Below are 20,663 nucleotides of genomic sequence, written 5' to 3'. Positions count from 1 at the left end.
CTATAAACGATGATTGGCTTGACCAACACGACGATTTTCGTTTTAATTTCGCCAATTGGACTGACCACGCCCCCACAGCCAGGTCGGCCGCTACAGGAGACGCAATGACAGTGCTTCGCGATTCATCCAGCCTCGCCGTCGCCGATCCCGACGACTCGGGCCGGGAGATCCTGCGCCTCGAGGGCATCGTGAAGCGCTTTCCGGGCGTCGTCGCACTCGACGGCATTCGTCTCGATCTGCGCGCGGGCGAGGTTCATGCGGTCTGCGGCGAGAACGGTGCCGGCAAATCGACGCTGATGAAAATCATCAGCGGCCAGTACCTGCCCGATGAAGGCGCCATCCACTATCGCAACGAACCGGTGCGATTCACGTCCACGTCCCAAGCGCAGGCGGCGGGCATCGCGATCATTCATCAGGAACTGAACCTCGTTCCCCATCTGAGCGTCGCCGAGAACCTCTACCTCGCACGCGAACCGAAGCGCGGGCCGTTCGTCGATACGCGCAAGCTCAACGCCGATGCGGTGCGCTGCCTTCAGCGCATCGGCTTGGACGTCGCTCCGACGACGAAGGTGGGGACGCTTTCGATCGCGCAGCAGCAGATGGTCGAAATCGCGAAAGCGCTGTCGTTCGATTCGAGTGTGCTGATCATGGACGAGCCCACGTCGTCCTTGACCGAATCGGAAACGGCGCAGCTCTTTCGCATCATTCAAGAGTTGCGCGCGGCCGGTGTCGCGATCCTGTACATCTCGCACCGGCTCGACGAAATGGCGCAGATCGTCGATCGCGTGACGGTTCTGCGCGATGGGCGGCATATCTCGACCGACGATTTCTCGGCCGTGACGGTGAACGACATCGTGGCGCGCATGGTGGGACGCTCGCTCGACGATGCTTACCCCGCACGCCAATCGGTGCCGACGCAAGACGTATTGCTGAAGGCGAGCGACTTGCGGCGAGAGGGTGTGTTCGGCCCCGTGTCGTTCGAGTTGCGCAAAGGGGAGATTCTGGGTTTTGCGGGCCTCATGGGCGCGGGGCGGACCGAGGTGGCGCGCGCCATCTTCGGTGCCGACCGGCTCGACGCCGGCACGATCGAGTTGCACGGCACGCGCGTGACGATCCGCTCCCCGCGAGAGGCGATTCGTCACGGCATCGCCTACTTGTCGGAAGACCGCAAGCAAGACGGCCTCGCGCTGGGGATGTCCGTCGCCGCGAACATCACGCTTGCGAACGTCGGCGCGATTTCGTCGCGTGCGGGCTTTCTGCGCTTCGATGAAGAAAGTGCCGTCGCGCGCCGCTATGTACAGGACTTGGCGATTCGCACGCCATCGGTCGAGCAGATCGTGCGCAATCTGTCGGGCGGCAATCAGCAGAAGGTCGTCATCGGCAAATGGCTGTATCGAGGCTCGAAGATCCTGTTCTTCGATGAACCCACGCGCGGCATCGACGTCGGTGCGAAGTTCGCCATTTACGGGCTCATGGACAGGCTGGCCGCGGACGGCGTCGGCGTCGTGCTGATCAGTTCCGAATTGCCCGAACTGCTCGGTATGAGCGATCGAATCGCCGTTTTTCACGAAGGCCGGATCACGGCCGTTCTCGAAACCAAACAAACTAGTCAGGAGGAGATCATGCACTTTGCTTCGGGGCGCACCCATGCTTGAAATGACATCGGATCGGAGCCAGGTCGCCGATCGCACGGCTCGGCAGCGCCGCCGCGATCTCATTCAGAAGTTCGCCGCATTGGGCAGCTTGGTCGCACTCGTCATCGCGTTTTCGGTCACCAGCACAGCGTTTTTCTCGGTCGACAACATGATGACCGTCAGCTTGCAGGTGACGTCGATCGCCTACCTCGGCGTGGCGGCTACCTGCGTCATCATCACGGGCGGGATCGATCTATCGGTCGGTTCGGTGCTTGCGCTCGCGGGCGTGTCGGCCGCCTTGCTCGCGAAAGCGGGCGTGCCGGTGCCGGTTGCCATGTTGTGCGGTGTCCTCGTGGGTGCCATGTGCGGTTACGTCAACGGCATTTGCGTCACGCGGATGGGGCTGCCCCCGTTCATCGCGACGCTCGGCATGATGCTGGTCGCGCGCGGTCTCGCGCTGCAAATTACCGGGGCGCGGCCGGTTTCGGATCTCAGCAATGCGTTCGGCGTGCTCGGCAACGGCGCATTGTTCCGCGTCTCTCACATCGGCGCGGACGGGTTTCCGGATACGACGTTTCCGGGCATTCCCTATCCCGTCGTCATCATGGTCGTGTTCTTCATCGCCGGCGCGATTCTGCTCTCGAAAACATCGCTCGGCCGCCACATCTATGCGGTCGGCTCGAATCCCGAGGCGGCGCGTCTGTCCGGTGTCAACGTTCGTGGCGTGACGCTGTTCACTTATGTGCTCTCGGGGGCGTTGGCCGGCGTGACGGGGTGTGTGCTGATGTCGCGCCTCGTGACGGGGCAGCCGAACGAAGGTGTCATGTACGAGCTCGATGCCATCGCGAGCGCGGTGATCGGCGGAACCTCGCTGATGGGTGGCGTGGGCACGATCTCGGGCACGGCCATCGGCGCGTTCGTCATCGGCGTGCTGCGCAATGGACTGAACATGAACGGGGTATCGAGTTTCATTCAGCAGATCATCATCGGCGCCGTCATTCTCGGCACGGTCTGGATCGATCAATTGAGAAGCAGGAAGCGGTAACGGTAAACCAAACGTAGTCCCATCACGAAAAAAGAGGAGCGAGACATGCAGAGGCTTTCCATTTTGGCGGTATCGGCAATGCTGTGCGCGGCGTTCAGCACGGGCGCGCAAGCGGCGGGCGGCGAGATCGCCGTGATCGTCAAGACCGTCAATTCGAATTACTGGCAAAACGTGCAGAAGGGCGCGAAGGCCGCGCTGGAGGAAGCGAAGGGCTACACGATGACCTTCCAAGGGCCGGCTGCGGAATCCGATATCACGGATGAAGTGAACATGGTCGAGAACGCCGTGAATCGGCATGTCGCCGGCATCGTGCTGGCGCCGTCCGATCCCAATGCGTTGGTACCGGCCATCAAGAAGGCGTGGGAGGCGCACATCCCCGTGGTGTTGATCGACTCGGCGCTGTCCGATGCAGGCAAGCAGTACTACCAGTCGTTCTTGTCGACGGACAACGAGAAGGCCGGCGAATTGTGCGCGAAGGCGCTGATCGACCGTGTCGGCCAGACGGGCAAGATCGCCGTCATGTCCTACGTGCCGGGTGCGGGATCGGAAATCGGCCGCGTCGGCGGCTTCAAGAAGTACATCGAAGCGCATTCGAAACTGAAGATCGTCGGACCGTACTACTCGCAGTCGCAGATGGCGACGGCGCTCAATCAGACGACGGACGTGCTCTCCGCGAATCCCGACCTGAAGGGCATTTTCGGTGCGAACGAACCGACGGCGGTCGGGATGGGACGCGCGCTCAAGCAATCGGGTAAAGCCGGCAAGCTGGTTGCGATCGGATTCGACGGCAATCAGGACCTGCAAAACTTCGTGCGCGACGGGACGCTCGAGGGCATCGCCGTTCAAGGTTCCTATCAGATGGGCTACAAGGGGATTCAGACGGTCGTGAACGTGGTCGAGCATAAGCATGTGGCGAAGGACATCGATACGGGTGTCGTGATGGTCGACAAGCAGAATCTCGACTCGCCGGAAGCGAAGAACGTCCTCTACTGAGGAACAGGACGGCCTGCGCCGGCGCCGGAGGGTGACCGGCGCAGGCCCTTGCGATAGATCCAACGATCGATAGTTTCGATACTTTCGATACATTCACGGTTGCGTCCCTCGATGATCAACGCGTTCGATATCCGCACCTTGCCGCGCAGTGGCGTGCAGCTCACGGCCTTGGGGCTCGGCTGCTCACAGCTCGGCGGTCTGTATCGCCCGATTTCATGGGCCGATTGCGCCGCGCTCGTCGACGCGGCGTGGTCCGCGGGGCTGCGGTATTTCGATACGGCGCCTTATTACGGCTATACGCTTTCCGAGCGGCGCGTGGGACAGGCGCTCTCTGCCCGCGCGCGACACGCGTTTTCGCTGAGCACCAAGGTGGGGCGCCTGATGCGCCCGGACGCGAGCGTGCAGCCCGGGGACGACGGTTGGGCCGAGCCGCTGCCGTTTCGGCCCGTCTACGATTACACCTATGACGGCATCATGCGGTCGTACGAGGACAGTGAGCAGCGCCTCGGAATGGCTCGCATCGACATTCTTTACGTGCATGACATCGGCGCCATGACGCATGGCGAGCGTCATGCGCATCACTGGGCTCAGTTGACCAAAGGCGGCGGGTTTCGCGCCTTGGAGGCGTTGCGCGACGGCGGCGCGGTGCGAGCGATCGGGCTCGGCGTCAACGAGTGGGAAGTCGTCGTCGACGCGATGAACGAGACGCGGCTCGACGTCGTGCTGCTCGCCGGCCGATACACGCTGCTCGAGCAAACGGCGCTCGAGCCGTTGCTCGACGTTTGCGTGCGAGCCGAAACGGCCATCGTCGCCGGCGGCGTGTTCAATTCGGGCGTGCTTGCCGGCAACGGCAAGTTCAACTATGCGGACGCCCCGGCCGAGGTGGTCGAGAAAGTCCGGCGCTTGTCCGCCGCATGCGAGCGTTTCGACGTCCCGTTGCCCGCTGCCGCGCTGCAATTTCCGTTTGCCCATCCCGCCGTCGTCTCATGCGTGATCGGTGCGCGCAGCGTCGCGCAATTGGAGCAAAACATCGCCTGGCTCGAACGGCCCATCCCGGCGCAATTTTGGCAATCGTTGCGCGACGAGGGGCTTATCGCCGTTCACGCGCCGACCCCGGAGGGGCGAGCATGACACTGCGCGTCGACGCCCATCAGCACTACTGGCGCATCGGGGCGCGCGCCGGTCATTGGCCGCCTGCGGAATTGAGCGCGATACACCGCGATTTCGGCCCCGAGGACTTGCAGGCCGACTTGAGCGCGGCTCGGATCGACGGCACCGTGCTCGTGCAGTCGCTCCCCACCGAAGAAGATACCCGCTTTTTACTCGACCTCGCGAGCAAGACCGACACGGTACGCGCGGTTGTGGGCTGGGTCGATTTGAAGGCACCGGATGCTGCCGCCAAAATTGCGGCGTTTGCGGCGCACCCGAAATCTCGCGGTCTACGCCCGATGCTGCAAGACCTCCCCGACGATGCGTGGATCGACGATCCGAAGCTCGACGAGGCCGTCGCGGCGATGATCGAGCACGACCTTCGATTCGATGCGCTCGTCATGCCGCGGCATCTCGACGCGCTTCATTCATTCGCGCGACGTTATCCGGCGTTGCGCGTCGTCATCGATCACGCGGCGAAACCCGATATTGCACAGCAAGCCGTGGAGCCATGGCTTTCGCGGATTGCTCGCCTCGCGCGGCTGCCCAACGTGCACTGCAAGCTGTCCGGACTGTGGACCGAGGCGGGGCAGGCAACCGAGGCCGGTGTGCTCGAGCAGCGCGTCAGTCCTTACGTCGGTGCGCTCGCCGAACTGTTCGGCCCGGAGCGCGTGATGTGGGGCAGCGATTGGCCCGTGCTGCGCTTGGCTTCGGGCGGGGGGCGTTACGACGCGTGGCTGGCTGCGTGCGCGCGCGATTGTGAACGGCTCTTGGGCGCGGCGGCGCTTCCCGAAATTTTCGGCGGCAACGCCTGCAAGTTCTATCGCATAGACGCGGCCGCCGGCCGCGCATGATTTGATCAAGAGGACATCGATATGCTTAGCGTGATTTGCGAATCACCCGGGGTTCTGCGCGCGCAGGAATCCGAACTGCCCGTCAGGGCGGCAGGGGAGGTCTTGCTGCGTGTTTCCCGTGTCGGGATTTGCGGCACCGACCTGCACATCTTCACGGGCAACCAGCCCTATCTCCAGTATCCGCGCGTCATGGGGCACGAGTTTTCCGCGGTCGTCGTCGAAGCGGAGCCAGACTCGGGGTTCGCACGCGGAGACGGTGTCTACGTCATGCCGTATCTATCGTGCGGGCACTGCATTGCATGCCGGCAAGGGAAGACCAACTGCTGTGTCGACATCAAGGTGTTGGGCGTTCACCGCGACGGCGCGCTGACCGAGTACCTCAGCGTACCGGCTCAGTTCGTGCACAAGGCGGAAGGCGTCACGCTGGATCAGGCCGCCATGCTCGAATTTTTGGCGATCGGGGCGCATGCCGTGCGGCGAGCCGACGTATCGGCCGGCCAACGCGTGCTCGTGGTCGGGGCCGGGCCGATCGGCATGGCCGCGATGATTTTCGCGAAGCTGCGAGGGGCCAACGTGACGTGCCTCGATACGCGCACGGATCGCTTGGCGTTGTGCAAGTCGCAATTGAACGTCGATGCAGCAGTGGCCGTGGGGCCAACCGACACGGAACAGCTTGCTTCGCTGACGAACAACGAGTTCTTCGACGTCGTGTTCGACGCGACCGGCAATATCGATGCGATGAACCGCGGGTTCGGATTCGTGGCGCACGGCGGCAAATACACGCTGATCTCGATCGTGCCGGGTCAAGTCACGTTCTCCGATCCCGAATTCCACAAACGCGAGGCGACGCTGCTCGCGAGCCGAAATGCGACCACTGCCGATTTCGAAACGGTGCTCGAAGCGATGCGCGCGGGCCGCATTCCGGATCAAGCGCTCAATACGCACCGCATGCGCCTTGCCGACGTTCCCGAGGCGTTCCCGCGTTTGTTGGAGACGGGCCAGACCGTGGTGAAAGCGTTGGTGGAATGTTGAGCGAGCGCCGATGAAACGTTTAGGACAGCCGGCATGAGCGAACCCATCCTTCAATTCGGCACGAGCCGCTTTCTGCTGGCGCACGTTGCGTTGTTCGTGTCGCAAGCCTTGGAGCGCGGCGACGCGATCGGCGGCATCAGCGTCGTGCAGACGACGGGCAATCCGGTCAGTCATGCGCGCGCCGCGGCGTTGTCGCAGCCCGGCGGTTATCCCGTGCGCATCCGCGGGCGGGAGCACGGAGCGGTCGTGGATAAGGTCGTCCTCGGCAACGCCATTCGCGCGGCATGGATCGCCGATCGAGACTGGCCGGCGGTTCGCCGCGCCGCAATCGACGACGTGCGCGTCATCGTCTCCAACACGGGCGACACGGGCTATCGGTTGGACGAGCAAGACTCGGCCGCGGTGCTCGAGAATCCGGCAGCCGTGCCGCGCAGTTATCCCGCGAAGCTGCTGGCGTTGCTTCACGCGCGCTGGCGGGAACGCGCACACGATGGCGTGTCGATCTTTCCATGCGAATTGGTAGAGAACAACGGCGACACATTGCGCGAGATCGTCATCGATTTGGCGACACAATGGTCGTTGCCCGAGCCGTTCGTCGGCTATCTGCGGGAGCGATGCATTTGGGTGAACTCGCTCGTCGATCGGATCGTATCCGAACCGATCGATCCGGTCGGTGCCGTGGCGGAGCCTTATGCGCTGTGGGCGATCGAGCGGCGGCCAGGGATGGAATTGCCGTGCACGCACGAGAACATCGTGTTGACCGACGATTTGCGCAGCTATGAGCGCCTGAAGCTCTTTTTTCTCAATCTCGGCCACACTTGGCTGGCGGAGCGTTGGCTCATGGAACAGCGCTCGCCGTCCCAAACCGTGCTCGACGCGATGCACGATGCAACGATGCGCGCCGAAGTGGAAGCCGTGTGGCAAGAGGAGGTCTTGCCCGTCTTCGCGGCAATGGGGATGCGTGATCGTGCGCTTGACTACGTCGAAAGTGTGCGCGAACGATTCCTGAATCCGTACCTCGATCACCGGATTGCCGACATCGCACAAAACCATGTGGCGAAGATTCAACGGCGCATCTTGCCTTTGGTCGAGCTCGCGCGGTCCTTATCGCTGCAAAGCGACCAGCCTCGGTTGCGCAGCCTGCTCGCCAAGCGCGGGTTCATCGCGCATCCGGCAAACGACAATTAGGCATTCATCATGACAGATCGGACAGTCGTGCTGCTGCATGACGATGACAACGTGGCCGTTGCGCTGCGCGCGATTGCGGAAGGCGAGAGCGTCGACGTGGGTGGACGCCGGGTGCGCGTGCCGGCCGCTATTCCGGCCGGGCATAAAATTGCGACGCGCGACATCGATGAAGGCGCGCGAGTCTGCAAGTATCGGCAGGCAATCGGCGTTGCGCTGCGCGATATCTTGGCGGGTGAGCACGTTCACGTGCATAACGTCGGCATGCCGGAGCGCCACGAGCAGGGTCAGCTGAGCGTCGAAGCGAAGGGCTTGCCGCAGCCAAAGGTCGCGCGCTCCGATACATTCCTCGGGTTCGTGCGGCCCGACGGCCAGGTCGGCACGCGCAACTTCATTGGGGTGATCGCGAGCGTCAATTGCTCGGCGACGGTATGTCATGCGATTGCCGATGCGTTCAAGGGCGACGCCATGAATGCGTTCGCGAACGTCGATGGCGTCGTGGCGATCACGCATCAGAGCGGATGCGGTATGTCTTCGACGGGCGAGGGCATCGCCCTATTGCGCCGCACGCTCACGGGTTACGCGCGCAGTCCGAACTTTGCCGGCGTGCTGTTCGTCGGGCTCGGTTGCGAGGTCAATCAGGTCGGCGGCATGGTGGAATTGCTCGAACCGCTCGGCCCATGTCCGATCAGAACGCTAGTCATCCAGGAGGAGGGCGGCGCGCGAGAGACGATCGGCCGAGGCATTGCGGTCGTTCGGGAGTTGCTCGAAGTGGCGAACGGCGCGACGCGTACGGTGGTGCCGGCTTCGAAATTGAGGCTCGGGCTGCAATGCGGCGGCTCCGACGGCTACTCGGGAATCACGGCGAACCCTGCGCTGGGCGTTGCCGTCGATTTGCTCGTCGGCAACGGCGGGACGGCGATTCTCTCGGAGACGCCGGAAATCTACGGCGCAGAGCATCTGCTGACGGCGCGAGCCGCATCGAGCGACGTGGCCGAGCGCCTGCTGGACAAGCTTCGGTGGTGGGAGCGCTATGCGGCGGCGGGAGGGGGCGAGCTGAACAACAATCCGTCGCCGGGCAACAAGGCGGGCGGTATCACGACGATTCTCGAGAAGTCGCTGGGTGCGGTAGCGAAAGGGGGAAGCTCGATGCTCAGAGCCGTGTATGACTATGCCGACCCCGTGCGCGACTCGGGCCTCGTGTTCATGGATACGCCCGGTTATGATCCGGTGTCCGCCACGGGGCAAATCGCGGGCGGGGCGAATCTCGTCTGCTTTACGACGGGCCGCGGATCGGTGTTCGGTTCAAAGCCCGTGCCGACGATCAAGGTCGCGACGACCACGGGCTTGTTCGAGAAAATGCGCTCGGACATGGACTTCAACAGCGGTCCGATCGTCGATGGGACGCTCAGCGTCCAAGAAGCCGGGGCACAACTATTTCGGCTGATGCTCGCGGTTGCGTCGGGGCAGCGGACCTGCAGCGAGATCAACGGAATCGGTGACCGCGAATTCGTGCCCTGGTTGCAAGGCGCGGTCATGTAAGAAGTTGGGGGAGAGAAGAGAGATGCGCTACTGTCTTGCACTGGATTTGAAGGACGATGCCGAGCTCATTGCTCGTTACGAGGAATTTCATCGGAAGGTCTGGCCCGATGTCATTCGCCATATCCGAGAGCAGGGCGTCTCGAGCATGGAGATCTATCGCCTCGGCACGCGATTGTTCATGGTCATGGAGACGGACGATGCCGTCTACGATGCCGAGCGCATGGCCGAAGCGGCGCAGAGCAATGCGGTGATTCAGGAGTGGGAGGCGTTGATGTGGAAGTTCCAGGCCCCCACGCCTTGGACGCCGGCAGGGCAGAAATGGGTTTTGATGGATCGGATATTCGATTTACGGCAGCAATAGGGCGGGTTGTGGCAATGTCACCGGCGTGCCTTGCTGCGCGCGTTGGCGGCATCGCGCAGTGCTACTTCGAAGCTAGGGGGCGTCGATCTCGCGCGCGGCATCGCCCCGTGCTGACGTCGACCTAGCGACCCTCATGCCGCGCGTGGTCCATCGCCGTGACGGCTTCCTTCAAGAGCGCGCGCAACCAAGCGAGCCCCGGATCCGGTGTGCGATGCTTGTGCCATTGCGCGGACTGCTCCATCGTGGGAACGGCTACGGGCACGTCGCGCAGCACGATCGGCAGGCTGCGCGCGGCCGCTTCGGCCAGCCGCCGATGCATGGTGGCGATCCGATTCGTGCCCGCGAGCAGATGCGCCGGCGAGAGGAACCCATACGTGCTCGCTTCCACGCGCTTGACGATCCCGAGCCGCTGCATGAACCAATCTTCGATCGCCGATTGTCCGTCGCCGACTTGCACGACGACGTGCCCTGCCGCCATATAGCGCTCGTACGTCATCTCTCCTTGTGCGAGAGGACTCTCCTTCCATACGACGCAGCAGAACGTTTCCTGTAGCACGACCTCCGCCGGATGCTCGGTCGAGCAATATTCCTTGGGAATGATCAAGAGGTCGGCTTCGCCGCGCTCGAGCACGCGGTTAGGGTAGGTGATCTGCGGACGCAAATCGAAGCGGATGCCGGGCGCCCGCTCATAGGCAAGCTTGAACAGATGCGGCATCAGCGTCGTCATCGTGTAGTCCGACACCAGTAGGCGAAAAAGGCGGCTCGCGTGCGCCGGCACGAATTCGGGCTGGGCCGCCACCGTCGCATCGATGCGCACGAGGATGTCGCGCACCTGATCCCTCAGCGCCTGCGCGCGTAGCGTCGGCTCCATCTTGCGCCCGACCTGCACGAGCAGCTCGTCCTCGAAGTACTCGCGCAGCCGAGCCAGCGCATTGCTCATGGCCGACTGGCTCAAATGGATTTTTTCCGCAGCCCGGCTGATGTTCTGTTCGCTCAAGAGCGCATCGAGCGCCACGAGCAGGTTGAGGTCGAGCTTGTTGAACCGCATGCGTGTTGTCTCCGCTCACGCGTTTATCAGGGTTTGACCTGAATGTATTGATGGCGTCGATATCGCCAATGGATCGAATCCATTTTTAGGATACCGCGGGCTATCTTAACCTAGCGCTGTGTTCGGGGATAAGCGTGGCGTAGGCGCCGCGCGGAGCCGGGGCACGGCATCGCCATCCCGAAGCAAGTGCAAGACGTGCCGCGCATCGGGAGCCAGCGTGCGCAGTTCCGGGTCGAGCGTGCCGCCATACGCCGTCCGTTCGCATCGCTTTTCACTATTAGATAGACGCCAAGCGGCGCGTGCGCCGCTGGGTTGAGGAGACAGCATGTCCAAGAAACTGATCGCTGCCGTCGTCGGCTGCACCGCGTTGGCCGCCGGTTCGATGAACGAAGCCCAGGCGTTCGAAGGCGGCGTTTCGCCGTATCCGGCGGGTGCCGTCGGCACGAACATCGCCAATATGCCGCCGATCCCCGGTTTGTTCGCGCTCGAGCAATTCAATTACAGCTTTGCCAACGGCCTATATGGCAACGACGGCAAGAAGCTGCCGATTCCCTTCAAAACATCGGTGTTTTCGGAGACGACGCGGCTGCTGGTGGCGTATCCGTTTCATCTCCTCGGCGGGAACGTCTATACGCAATTGGTCGTTCCCGTGGTGTCGCTGCATACGAGCGTATTTGGGCAATCGAACACGCAAAACGGTCTGTCCAATATCACGCTCACGCCCGTGCTGCTGGAATGGCGCCTGTCTCCGAATCTGGCGATCGCCTCGGGGATCGACTTCGCGTTCGAAACGGGCTCGTATAGTCCTGTCAAGCCGAGCGTGGCCGTCGGCTACACCTCGATCCAACCGGTGCTCTCCGTTCGCTACAACGTGCCCAACGGCCTCGACGTCGGCCTTGCGAACCGCCTGCTTCTGAACACGAAGAACGGCACGACGAACTACAGCTCCGGCGACGGCTACGTCGCCGAATTCAACGCCGGCTGGAACTTTGGCCAATGGAAGCTCGGCGTAGTCGGCGCGTATCTGAACCAATTCAGCGACGACAAGGCCAACGGCGTGAGCGTGGGTAACCGCATGCGCACCTTCGGCATCGGTCCGTCGGTGGTCTACGACGCCCGAAGCTGGAACGTCAATCTGAACTATCAGCAAGGCCTTTATGCCGCAAATACGGCAAAGAGCAGCAGCGTTTGGCTGAACATTGCCATTCCGCTGTGGCCGGGCTTCGGGCGCAAGGGCTGAGCATCGGCGGCCCCGCACGAGCGAAAACGACATCGTTTGATAGGGAAAAACAAGCGCCGCTCCTGGGACACCGCAATTTCAACGAAGACAATCCGCCATGTTTCGCTACTTTCCTACCAATTACGTTTGGGACCTGTCCGTCAACCTCGCCATCGAAATGGGCGCTCGCATCGGCGAGATAGAGGACATGTGCCGGCCGCTGCAAGAGGCGGCGAAGCAACCGGACGCGGACGGCACGCGAGCGTTTCGCGAGGCTTGGGTCCAAACGGCCGATCGGCTTTGCGAGCTCGCGCGTGAAGACGAAGGGCGGGGGCGGCTGCTGTCGGCGGGCGAGAAGTACAAGCGGGCAGCCATTTATCTGATTACGGCCGAGCGCATGCTCGCGCACGATGCGCCGGGCCGCATCGACCTTTATCGCCGCTCGCTCGATACGTTCGACGCAGGCATTGCACTGAAAGGCGAGCGATGCGAACGTGTCGCCATTCCATACGGCGACAAGCATTTGTCCGGTCTCTTCGTAAAGGCGAAACATGCGGGCGAGCCGGGCCCGCTGCTCGTGCAAGTGAACGGACTCGACTCGACCAAGGAAATGAAATACCTCGTGGGCCTGCCGGCGTGGCTCGCGGCGCGCGGCGTGTCCTCGCTGATCGTCGATCAGCCCGGTACCGGCGAAGCGCTGCGTCTGCACGGCATGCATGCCGTCTACAACGCAGAGATCTGGGCGAGCCGAATCGTCGATTGGCTCGAGAGCCGCGATGACATAGACCCGAAGCGAATCGGCATGGAGGGCGTGTCGCTCGGCGGCTACTACTGCCCGCGAGCGGTGGCCTTCGAGCCGCGCTTTGCTTGCGGCGTCGTGTGGGGCGCCAATCACGACTGGCGCGACGTGCAGAAAAAGCGCTTGCAACGCGAGGGAAATTTCCCAGTGCCGCACTACTGGAAGCACGTTTGCTGGGTGTGGGGCGCGAAAGACGTCGACGACTTCATGCGCATTGCCGAAGACGTGCATCTCGACGGCGTGCTCGACCGTATCAAAGTGCCCTTCCTCGTGACGCACGGGTCGAAGGATTCGCAGATCCCGGTTGCCTGGGCGCATCGCACCTACGAGCAACTCGTGAACAGCCCGAAACGCGAACTGAAGATCTTCACCGAGCGCGAAGGCGGCGTGCAGCACTCGAGCTTCGACAATTCGATCAACGCAGGGCATTTCATCGCCGATTGGGTCGCCGAAACACTCGGCGGACACACGGCGCTCTGAACGACCTACTTTCTCCAAGCACAAGCACGCGCATCTCATGAACATCATCGGACCCGATAGGCTCGTCTTCGGCGTGGACGACATCGCCGCCTGCAACCAATATCTGATCGATTACGGCCTGCAGCCCGCTCGCTGCGACCACACCGGCGGCCGTTTCGAGGCGCTCGACGGCACCGGCATCGATATCGCGCACCGTGACGATCCTGGCTTGCCGCCCGCGCTCGGCACGGCGAGCATGCTGCGCAAGACGATCTATGGCGTGGCCGATGCGGCGACGCTCGATGCGATCGCCGAGGAACTGCACCGAGATCGCGAGGTGTTCACGCTCGCCGACGGCTCGATCGAATCGGTCGACGACATGGGTTTTGCAATCGGTTTCCAAGTAACCACCCGCCGCCCGCTGTCCCTACCGGCCGAGCCCGTCAATGCGCCGGGTGCGCCTGCACAGCGCGCGCCGAACGTCGTGGCGGTGCGAGACGATGCGCCGCTCATTCCGCGCACGCTTTCGCACGTCGTCTACTTCGTGCCCGATGCCGCCAAGGCCGAAGCGTTCTATGTCGAGCGCCTCGGGTTTCGCTGCACGGACCGCTTCGAGGGCGTCGGACCCTTCCTGCAGCCCGCCGGCACGCTCGATCATCACACGCTGTTCATGATCCAGACGCCGCCGTTCATGAAGGGATGCGAGCACTTCACGTTTCATATGGGCGGACCCACCGAAGTCCTGCAAGCCGGCACGCGCTTCGTCGAGAAGGGCTATCAGTCGTTCTGGGGGCCCGGGCGTCATCGTTTCGGCTCGAACTGGTTCTGGTACTTCAACAGTCCGCTCGGCTGTCACGTCGAGTACGACGCGGACATGGATTTGCACGACGCGCAGTGGACTGCGCGCGAGGCGCCGATGGGCGCCGACGCGTCGCAGCTGTTCCTGTTTCAGCACCGCGAGAAATGGGCGCCCGGCGGTCCGCCGCCGGCCATGTCCGAGGCGGATCGATAGCGCACGAGCGAGACACGACGATGTCGAGGCCAGCCCCTCCGATTCGCCTCGCGCGGATCGACGATCTACCCGATCCCGGCGCGCGAGGCTTCGATCCCGACGGAACGGGTCGCGACACGTTGTTCGTCGTGCGCCGCGGCGCCGAGCTGCGCGCGTATCGCGATGCATGCCCGCACTTCGGCGATACGCCGATGGCTTGGCGCAGGCACGCCTATCTGAACGGCGATGGCACTCGCATCGTTTGCCACGCGCACGGCGCGCAGTTCGATATCGCGAGCGGCGAATGCCTGCTCGGGCCTTGCCTCGGCCGGCATCTCGAACCTGTCGAGATCGAAGTCACGAGCAGCGGCGACGTCATGCTGATCTCGTGACGAGCACGAAACACGTACACCAGAAGCAACGCCAGCAGCAGAAGCAAAACCAGAACAGAACCGGATGTAAGAAGGAGACACCCAATGACCGCCCCTCTTCAACGCGTCCTCGTCATCGGCGGAGGTTTCTCCGGCATGGCGACGGCGATCCAGTGCGCGAAGCTCGGCCTCACGGTCGATCTCGTCGAGATCGACCCCGGCTGGCGCTCGTACGGCGCGGGCATCAGCATCGGCGGCCCGACGCTGCGCGCGCTGGGCACGATCGGCGTGCTCGACGCCTTCTTCGAGCGCGGGCATGGTGGCGACGGCGTCAACCTGTTCACCGCGGGCGGCCATCCGATCGGCACGCTGCCGACGCCGCGCGTGGCGGGCGACGATGTGCCGGGAGGCGGCGCGATCATGCGTCCCGTGCTGGCGGAGATTCTCGCCAGGGCCACGCGTGCGGCCGGCGTGCGCGTGCGGCTCGGCTGCACGTTCGCGCGGATCGAGCAGGACGACGATCGAGTGCGCGTGTCGTTCACGGACGGCACGCAGGGCAGCTACGGCCTCGTGGTCGGTGCCGACGGCCTCTATTCGAAAGTGCGCCAAGCCGTCTTCCCCGACGCGCCGAAGCCGCGTTACACGGGGCAAGGCGTATGGCGCGCCGTGGTGCCGCGGCCCGCGGACATCGTCTGCGCCACCATGTGGCTGGGGCCGAAGGTCAAGGCCGGCGTCAATCCGGTCTCGCAAGAAGAGATGTATCTCTTCGTCACCGAGGACCGGCCGACGAACGAGCACATCGACCCCGCTGCGTGGCCGCGCATGCTGGCGGATCTCTTGGCGCCGTTCAGCGTGCCGCTGTTGCAGTCCATTCGCGCGCAGCTCGGGCCGCATTCGCAGTGCAACTATCGCCCCCTCGAAAGCTTGCTGCTGCCGGAGCCGTGGTTCGACGCGAGCGTGGTGCTCGTCGGCGATGCGGTGCATGCGACCACGCCGCATATGGCGGCGGGCGCGGGCATTGGCCTCGAAGATGCGATCGTGCTTGCCGAGGAGTTGGGGCGGCAAGCGACGGTGGCGAGCGCATTGCAGGCATTCCAGGCGCGTCGCTGGGAGCGCTGCCGCATGGTGGTGGAAAACTCCGGCCGTCTCGGAGAAATCGAAATCGCCGGCGGCGACAAGGCGGAACACACTCGCATCATGCACGAGACGCTCATGTGCCTCGTGCAGCCGATCTGACCGAACGGAGGCACGATGGAATCGAATCTTTCTCCCACCACCTCGACGCCTGCCGATTTACCGGTCGCATCGGACGCCGCCGCCCCGCTCGGAGCCCTCGGTACCGGTGCGTTGATGTTCGCGCATTGCGCGGGCATGGTCGATATCGTGGCTTTGCCGGTTTGGGTCGGCACGCTGATCGGCTCCTATCGGTTCGATCCGCAACAAGCCGGCTTGCTCGCTACGCTGTTTCTCGCCGCCGCCGTCGCGAGCAGCGTGTTCTTCTCGCCGCGCCTGAATCACTTGCCGGCGCGTGTGATGGTGACGATTGGCTTTTGCGTCGCGATGCTTTCGTTTTTCGGCATGGTGTCGATCGACCGTTATCCCGTGATGGCGGTCTTGCATGCCGTTGCAGGCTTTGCTGTCGGGTGCAGCCTGAGCTTCACGCACGGCGTGATCGGACGCAGCCGCAATCCGCATCGCTTGTTCGCCATCGCCGGCCTCGCGCTGGGCATCTTCGCGATCGCATTTCTCGGCGCCACGCCGGGCCTCATCGCGGCGCATGGCGGCCCGACGCTGTTCCGTGTCTTCGCGGCCGTCATGGGCGTCGCGGCGATCGCATCGGCATGTGCCTTTCCGTCGCCGCGAGCGCAAACCCATGCCGCGGCGGCTGCCGAGCCTCGTTTCGAGCGTGCCGTTTGGTTCGGCATGGCGGGCGTCGGCTGCATGGCACTCACGCAAGCGATGCTGTTCAGCTTCGTCCAGCGCATCGGCCTGGACCGCGGCTTCGGCTTCAATGCGGTGACCGCAACGCTGATCGCGCTCGGCTTCGTCAACCTGTTTCCCGCCCCCGTCGCGGGCCTGCTCGAAACGCGGATTCCGGGCCGCAGGGTCGTCCGGGCGGGGCCCGTCGTTCAGGCGGTGCTTGCACTCGTCATCACGCAAAGCTCGACCTTTGCACCGTATGCGGCCGCCGTATCGGTCTTCGTAGCAGTCATGATCTTCACCCATACGTTCGCGTTCGGGATGTTGGCTCGCATCGACCGCACCGGCCGCGCGGTCGCTGCAACGCCGGCGATGCTGATGACGGGTGCAGCGATCGGTCCCGTGCTCGGCGGCACGCTCGTCAAGCAGTCCGGCTACGGCAGCCTTGGGATCGTCGCCGTGCTGATCGCCGCCGCAGCCGTGTTCTGCTTGTCACGCCTCGAACGCCGTCCGTCTTCCTCAGGAGCCCAAGCTTGAAACCGAATCGCCGTTTCGTCGATCTCTCGATTTATCTCGAGAACGATGTTCTTTCCGATCCGCCGCCGCTCGCGCCGAAAATCACGTATCAAAAGCATGGCGACACGCTGCCCGAATTCATGGCGATGCTGCCGGGCACGAAGCCCGAGGACTATCCGGACGGCGAGGCGGCAGCCGCCGAATGGGTCACGCTGACGACCCATAGCGGCACGCACCTCGACGCGCCTTGGCACTTCCACTCGACGATGGATGCAAGCCTAGGCGAGGCGCGGCCCTCCATCACGATCGATCAGGTGCCGCTCGAATGGTGCTTTCAGCCGGGCGTAAAGCTCGATTTCCGGCGTTTTCCGGACGGTTACGTTGCCACCGCGGCCGACGTCGATGCCGAGCTGAATCGCATCGGCCATGCGTTGCAGCCGCTCGACATCGTCGTCGTCAATACTCGGGCCGGCTCGCGCTACGGGCATGGCGACTATCTGAACGCGGGCTGCGGCATGGGCTACGAGGCGACCATGTATCTGCTCGAGCGCGGTGTGCGCCTGACCGGCACCGACGCCTGGAGCTGGGATGCGCCGTTCTCGTATACGGCGAAGAAGATTGCCGAGACCGGCGATACATCGCTGATATGGGAAGGGCACAAGGCGGGACGCGACATCGGTTATTGCCATCTCGAGAAATTGCACAACCTCGAAGCGCTGCCGCCGACGGGTTTCATGATCAGTTGCTTTCCTCATAAGATCCGCGGCGCTTCGGCGGGCTGGACGCGTGCGGTCGCAATCTTCGACGATGTGGCGGAACCGTCGCCGAAGGCCGGCCTCGTTCGAGGGCAGGAGGCAGCCGCATGAGCTTTGCTCCGATTCGCCGCATCGTGACCGGCCATGATGCCAGCGGACGGGCGGTCGTCGCATCCGATGGGCCGCTGCCGACCGTGGTGGAGATCGCCGCGATTCCCGGAACGGTCTTTCACGAAGTGTGGAGTACGTCGGAAAGCCCCGCCGCCGTGAACAATGGCGCCGATCCGACGATCGGCCCGCTGACGTTGCCGCCGCCGAACGGGGGCACGCGCATCCGTTTCGTCGATATCCCGCCCGATACGCCGGAATTTCTCGCTCACGGTGCCGAGAGCATGCATGCGGCTTTCAGCGAGGTCGGCGATGCCAAAGCATCGACGGTGAAAGCCGATTCGCCGCATCCGCTGATGCATCGTACCGAGTCGATCGACTACGGCGTCGTGATCGAAGGCGAGATGACGTTGATTCTCGACGACACGGAAGTTGCGCTCGCACCCGGCAGCGTGGTGATTCAGCGCGGGACCGACCATGCCTGGGCGAATCGCTCGGGGCGCCCGTGCCGCATGCTGTTCGTCCTGATCGACGGGCTCTACGATCCGGCAATCGCCGCTGCGTTTGCGGCATCGACACGCGGGGATGCACGATGAAATTCGCTACGCTGCGCGACGCGGGTACCGCAGGCCGCCTGCTGCTCGTCTCGCGCGATCTTCGCCGGGCCGTCGAGGCCGAGCCGATCGCGAGCAGTTTGCTCGATGCGCTCGAGCGCTGGGATGACGTCGCACCGAGGCTGCAAGCGCGCTACGACGCCCTGAACGCCGGGACGGTGCCCGAGGCGCATGTTTTCGATCCTTCCGCGTGCTGCGCTCCGTTGCCGCGTAGCCCCCAGTGGTGCGACGCGTCCGCGTTTCTCAATCATGGGCGCTTGATGGAGCAGGCGTTCGACACGCCTCCGATTCCCGACTTCGACACGGTGCCAGTCATGTATCAAGGCGCGAGCGACGATTTCCTCGGCCCGGCCAGCGACGTGCCGTTGCCCGACGAGACGGACGGCATCGATTTCGAAGGGGAATTCGGCGTCGTCGTCGGGCGCGTGCCGATGGGCGTATCGGCGGGGGATGCGCTTGCACGTATTCGCCTGATCGTGCAGCTCAACGACTGGAGCCTGCGCGCGTTCGGCTCGCGCGAAATGAAAACCGGCTTCGGCTTCCTGCAGGCCAAGCCTTCCACGAGTTTCGCGGCGGTCGCGATCACCCCCGATGAACTTGGCGAGCATTGGCGCGACGGACGTGTCCATTTGAGCCTTCACGTCGAGTGGAACGACAGCTGGTTCGGCCACCCGCATGGGCGAGAAATGAATTTCGGCTTCGGGGAGCTCATTGCCCACGCGGCGCGCACGCGCAACTTGTCGGCCGGGACGATCGTCGGCTCGGGCACCGTGTCCAACGCAAGTCGCGACGCAGGCTCGGCATGCATCGCCGAGCGGCGCGTGATCGAGATGATCGACGAAGGCGGCGCGCGCACGCGCTTCATGCGCTTCGGCGACCGAGTGAGGATGACCGCTCGCGATGACGAGGGAGACGCGCCGTTCGGCACGATCGATCAGCGGGTCGTGCGGGCGCCGGCTCCTCGCAGCGAGGAGCCGACGGCATGAGAGTCCTGGTGACTGGGGCCGCCGGCTTCGTCGGAACGGCGCTCGTCGAGCGGTTGCTGCACGACGGGATCGCGCAGGCCGGCGACGTGTCGGAGCTGTTGTTGGTCGATCGTCAATTCGCGGGGCGGCCAGCGATTGGGCGGCGATCGGAAGGCTCGCACCGCGATGTCCGCGTCACTGAGCTTGCCGCCGATTTCAGTCGTCCGGAGATTCTCGAACCGTTGCTGTCGCGACCCGTCGACGTCGTCTTTCATTTGGCCAGCATGCCCGGCGCGCAAGCGCAAGCTCAGCCTACCGAAGGTGATCGAGCGAATTTGTGGGGCATGTTGGCGCTGTTCGAGCGAATCGCCGAGCAGGCGACGGCGCGGGGACACGTTGCGCGCGTCGTTTATGCGAGCAGCGTTGCGGTGTATGGAGACGCGCTGCCCGAGACGATGGACGAGCACACGGCGGCATGCCCTGCCATCAGCTACGGCACGCATAAGCTGATCGGCGAACTGGTTCTGGCCGATTGGACGCGGCGCGGCAAGCTCGACGGCGTTTCGTTGCGTCTACCGGGAATCGTGGCGCGCCCCGAGTTGTCCTCGGGGCATGGCTCTGCTTTCATGAGCCAGATCTTTCGCGTGGCGCAGCGAGGCGATGCCTATACGTGCCCAGTCTCCCCAGCGGCAACCGCATGGTGGATGTCGCGGACGTGTTGTGTCGACAATCTGCTTCACGCCGCGCGTTTGCGCTCGGATGGCTGGCATGCGAGCCGGGTTTGGACGCCGCCGGTTTTGCATTTGTCAGTGGGAGAAATCGTCGATGCGCTCGTACGGCGCTTTGGCGCGTTCGAGATTGCCTACGCACCGGTGGATCGGATCGAACAGCGCTTCGGCCGGCAACCGCCGCTGATCGACCATCGTGCGGTGGCAGCAGGATTCCGGCACGACGGTACGATCGACGAGTTGGTCCGGCACGCGCTCCTCGAAGTGCAATGACGTCAACCGCAGCATGAGTCGGGTAGGCGGGTTGCCGATCGGAACGAGCGAACTCGCCATGGGAACGCCATGGAGCGTTGCTGAAGGCAGAGCTGCTGCCGT

Annotated in this window: 20 protein-coding genes; 19 read left to right on the top strand and 1 reads right to left on the bottom strand. The window is 63.8% G+C overall.

The window, feature by feature from the left end:
• Positions 1 to 104 precede the first annotated feature (104 nt).
• The 9 genes from ACTHNZ_RS15245 to ACTHNZ_RS15205 all read left to right on the top strand — a co-directional run bounded on the left by ACTHNZ_RS15245 (position 105) and on the right by ACTHNZ_RS15205 (position 9,795).
• Complete coding sequence (locus ACTHNZ_RS15245) at positions 105 to 1,655, top strand: sugar ABC transporter ATP-binding protein (protein WP_440543348.1); 1,551 nt, start codon at positions 105 to 107, stop codon at positions 1,653 to 1,655.
• Positions 1,648 to 2,679 (top strand): ABC transporter permease, encoded by a 1,032-nt coding sequence (locus ACTHNZ_RS15240; RefSeq protein WP_440543347.1) that lies wholly within the window; start codon positions 1,648 to 1,650, stop codon positions 2,677 to 2,679. Before ACTHNZ_RS15245 ends, ACTHNZ_RS15240 begins: the two co-directional genes overlap by 8 nt.
• A 45-nt stretch (positions 2,680 to 2,724) precedes the next feature.
• Complete coding sequence (locus ACTHNZ_RS15235) at positions 2,725 to 3,672, top strand: ABC transporter substrate-binding protein (RefSeq protein ID WP_440543346.1); 948 nt, start codon at positions 2,725 to 2,727, stop codon at positions 3,670 to 3,672.
• A gap of 114 nt (positions 3,673 to 3,786) precedes the next feature.
• Positions 3,787 to 4,803: an aldo/keto reductase gene (locus ACTHNZ_RS15230; protein ID WP_440543390.1), complete on the top strand. Its 1,017-nt coding sequence runs from the start codon at positions 3,787 to 3,789 to the stop codon at positions 4,801 to 4,803.
• A complete protein-coding gene (locus ACTHNZ_RS15225) occupies positions 4,800 to 5,675 on the top strand; it encodes an amidohydrolase family protein (RefSeq protein ID WP_440543345.1) in 876 nt (291 codons plus the stop codon). Before ACTHNZ_RS15230 ends, ACTHNZ_RS15225 begins: the two co-directional genes overlap by 4 nt.
• Before the next feature lie 21 nt (positions 5,676 to 5,696).
• Entirely contained in the window at positions 5,697 to 6,707 is a 1,011-nt protein-coding gene (locus tag ACTHNZ_RS15220) for a zinc-binding alcohol dehydrogenase family protein (protein WP_440543344.1), read from the top strand.
• 33 nt (positions 6,708 to 6,740) lie between these two features.
• On the top strand, positions 6,741 to 7,895 hold the full coding sequence (locus ACTHNZ_RS15215) for a mannitol dehydrogenase family protein (protein WP_440543343.1): 1,155 nt from the start codon (positions 6,741 to 6,743) through the stop codon (positions 7,893 to 7,895).
• A 9-nt stretch (positions 7,896 to 7,904) separates the two neighbouring features.
• Positions 7,905 to 9,434, top strand: coding sequence for a UxaA family hydrolase (locus tag ACTHNZ_RS15210; RefSeq protein WP_440543342.1), 1,530 nt, complete (start codon positions 7,905 to 7,907; stop codon positions 9,432 to 9,434).
• Positions 9,435 to 9,456: 22 nt separating this feature from the next.
• On the top strand, positions 9,457 to 9,795 hold the full coding sequence (locus ACTHNZ_RS15205; RefSeq protein WP_440543341.1) for an L-rhamnose mutarotase: 339 nt from the start codon (positions 9,457 to 9,459) through the stop codon (positions 9,793 to 9,795).
• Positions 9,796 to 9,916: 121 nt separating this feature from the next.
• Here ACTHNZ_RS15205 and ACTHNZ_RS15200 read toward each other — a convergent pair whose 3' ends face one another.
• A complete protein-coding gene (locus ACTHNZ_RS15200) occupies positions 9,917 to 10,843 on the bottom strand; it encodes a LysR family transcriptional regulator (protein ID WP_440543340.1) in 927 nt (308 codons plus the stop codon).
• A gap of 325 nt (positions 10,844 to 11,168) precedes the next feature.
• Between ACTHNZ_RS15200 and ACTHNZ_RS15195 the strand changes: the two genes are divergently transcribed.
• The 10 genes from ACTHNZ_RS15195 to ACTHNZ_RS15150 all read left to right on the top strand — a co-directional run bounded on the left by ACTHNZ_RS15195 (position 11,169) and on the right by ACTHNZ_RS15150 (position 20,561).
• On the top strand, positions 11,169 to 12,083 hold the full coding sequence (locus ACTHNZ_RS15195) for a SphA family protein (protein ID WP_440543339.1): 915 nt from the start codon (positions 11,169 to 11,171) through the stop codon (positions 12,081 to 12,083).
• A gap of 97 nt (positions 12,084 to 12,180) precedes the next feature.
• A complete protein-coding gene (locus tag ACTHNZ_RS15190; RefSeq protein ID WP_440543338.1) occupies positions 12,181 to 13,341 on the top strand; it encodes an alpha/beta hydrolase family protein in 1,161 nt (386 codons plus the stop codon).
• A gap of 37 nt (positions 13,342 to 13,378) precedes the next feature.
• Positions 13,379 to 14,332 carry a VOC family protein gene (locus ACTHNZ_RS15185; protein WP_440543337.1) on the top strand — a complete coding sequence of 318 codons (954 nt, stop codon included), beginning with the start codon at positions 13,379 to 13,381 and terminating at the stop codon, positions 14,330 to 14,332.
• 20 nt (positions 14,333 to 14,352) lie between these two features.
• Entirely contained in the window at positions 14,353 to 14,703 is a 351-nt protein-coding gene (locus tag ACTHNZ_RS15180; RefSeq protein ID WP_440543336.1) for a Rieske (2Fe-2S) protein, read from the top strand.
• Between the two features lie 84 nt (positions 14,704 to 14,787).
• Positions 14,788 to 15,918, top strand: coding sequence for an FAD-dependent oxidoreductase (locus ACTHNZ_RS15175; RefSeq protein WP_440543335.1), 1,131 nt, complete (start codon positions 14,788 to 14,790; stop codon positions 15,916 to 15,918).
• Positions 15,919 to 15,933: 15 nt separating this feature from the next.
• Entirely contained in the window at positions 15,934 to 17,139 is a 1,206-nt protein-coding gene (locus tag ACTHNZ_RS15170; RefSeq protein ID WP_440543334.1) for an MFS transporter, read from the top strand.
• On the top strand, positions 17,136 to 17,984 hold the full coding sequence (locus ACTHNZ_RS15165; protein WP_440543333.1) for a cyclase family protein: 849 nt from the start codon (positions 17,136 to 17,138) through the stop codon (positions 17,982 to 17,984). Before ACTHNZ_RS15170 ends, ACTHNZ_RS15165 begins: the two co-directional genes overlap by 4 nt.
• On the top strand, positions 17,981 to 18,577 hold the full coding sequence (locus ACTHNZ_RS15160; protein WP_440543332.1) for a cupin domain-containing protein: 597 nt from the start codon (positions 17,981 to 17,983) through the stop codon (positions 18,575 to 18,577). The genes ACTHNZ_RS15165 and ACTHNZ_RS15160 overlap by 4 nt, the downstream gene beginning before the upstream one ends.
• A complete protein-coding gene (locus ACTHNZ_RS15155) occupies positions 18,574 to 19,581 on the top strand; it encodes a fumarylacetoacetate hydrolase family protein (RefSeq protein WP_440543331.1) in 1,008 nt (335 codons plus the stop codon). The genes ACTHNZ_RS15160 and ACTHNZ_RS15155 overlap by 4 nt, the downstream gene beginning before the upstream one ends.
• On the top strand, positions 19,578 to 20,561 hold the full coding sequence (locus tag ACTHNZ_RS15150; RefSeq protein ID WP_440543330.1) for an NAD-dependent epimerase/dehydratase family protein: 984 nt from the start codon (positions 19,578 to 19,580) through the stop codon (positions 20,559 to 20,561). The genes ACTHNZ_RS15155 and ACTHNZ_RS15150 overlap by 4 nt, the downstream gene beginning before the upstream one ends.
• The last annotated feature ends 102 nt before the right edge of the window (positions 20,562 to 20,663 follow it).

This window comes from Trinickia sp., from assembly GCF_051953955.1.
Taxonomy (GTDB): Bacteria; Pseudomonadota; Gammaproteobacteria; order Burkholderiales; family Burkholderiaceae; genus Trinickia.
This window is presented reverse-complemented; position numbering and strand designations above follow the sequence as displayed.

What these genes read in the sequence shown, in the direction of transcription:
- ACTHNZ_RS15185 (WP_440543337.1), top strand. Translation starts at nt 13,379, where the DNA reads ATGAACATCATCGGACCCGATAGGCTCGTCTTCGGCGTGGACGACATC.
- ACTHNZ_RS15195 (WP_440543339.1), top strand. Translation starts at nt 11,169, where the DNA reads ATGTCCAAGAAACTGATCGCTGCCGTCGTCGGCTGCACCGCGTTGGCC.
- ACTHNZ_RS15210 (WP_440543342.1), top strand. Translation starts at nt 7,905, where the DNA reads ATGACAGATCGGACAGTCGTGCTGCTGCATGACGATGACAACGTGGCC.
- ACTHNZ_RS15150 (WP_440543330.1), top strand. Translation starts at nt 19,578, where the DNA reads ATGAGAGTCCTGGTGACTGGGGCCGCCGGCTTCGTCGGAACGGCGCTC.
- ACTHNZ_RS15215 (WP_440543343.1), top strand. Translation starts at nt 6,741, where the DNA reads ATGAGCGAACCCATCCTTCAATTCGGCACGAGCCGCTTTCTGCTGGCG.
- ACTHNZ_RS15170 (WP_440543334.1), top strand. Translation starts at nt 15,934, where the DNA reads ATGGAATCGAATCTTTCTCCCACCACCTCGACGCCTGCCGATTTACCG.
- ACTHNZ_RS15160 (WP_440543332.1), top strand. Translation starts at nt 17,981, where the DNA reads ATGAGCTTTGCTCCGATTCGCCGCATCGTGACCGGCCATGATGCCAGC.
- ACTHNZ_RS15220 (WP_440543344.1), top strand. Translation starts at nt 5,697, where the DNA reads ATGCTTAGCGTGATTTGCGAATCACCCGGGGTTCTGCGCGCGCAGGAA.
- ACTHNZ_RS15200 (WP_440543340.1), bottom strand. Translation starts at nt 10,843, where the DNA reads ATGCGGTTCAACAAGCTCGACCTCAACCTGCTCGTGGCGCTCGATGCG.
- ACTHNZ_RS15205 (WP_440543341.1), top strand. Translation starts at nt 9,457, where the DNA reads ATGCGCTACTGTCTTGCACTGGATTTGAAGGACGATGCCGAGCTCATT.
- ACTHNZ_RS15240 (WP_440543347.1), top strand. Translation starts at nt 1,648, where the DNA reads ATGCTTGAAATGACATCGGATCGGAGCCAGGTCGCCGATCGCACGGCT.
- ACTHNZ_RS15155 (WP_440543331.1), top strand. Translation starts at nt 18,574, where the DNA reads ATGAAATTCGCTACGCTGCGCGACGCGGGTACCGCAGGCCGCCTGCTG.
- ACTHNZ_RS15245 (WP_440543348.1), top strand. Translation starts at nt 105, where the DNA reads ATGACAGTGCTTCGCGATTCATCCAGCCTCGCCGTCGCCGATCCCGAC.
- ACTHNZ_RS15180 (WP_440543336.1), top strand. Translation starts at nt 14,353, where the DNA reads ATGTCGAGGCCAGCCCCTCCGATTCGCCTCGCGCGGATCGACGATCTA.
- ACTHNZ_RS15190 (WP_440543338.1), top strand. Translation starts at nt 12,181, where the DNA reads ATGTTTCGCTACTTTCCTACCAATTACGTTTGGGACCTGTCCGTCAAC.
- ACTHNZ_RS15225 (WP_440543345.1), top strand. Translation starts at nt 4,800, where the DNA reads ATGACACTGCGCGTCGACGCCCATCAGCACTACTGGCGCATCGGGGCG.
- ACTHNZ_RS15175 (WP_440543335.1), top strand. Translation starts at nt 14,788, where the DNA reads ATGACCGCCCCTCTTCAACGCGTCCTCGTCATCGGCGGAGGTTTCTCC.
- ACTHNZ_RS15235 (WP_440543346.1), top strand. Translation starts at nt 2,725, where the DNA reads ATGCAGAGGCTTTCCATTTTGGCGGTATCGGCAATGCTGTGCGCGGCG.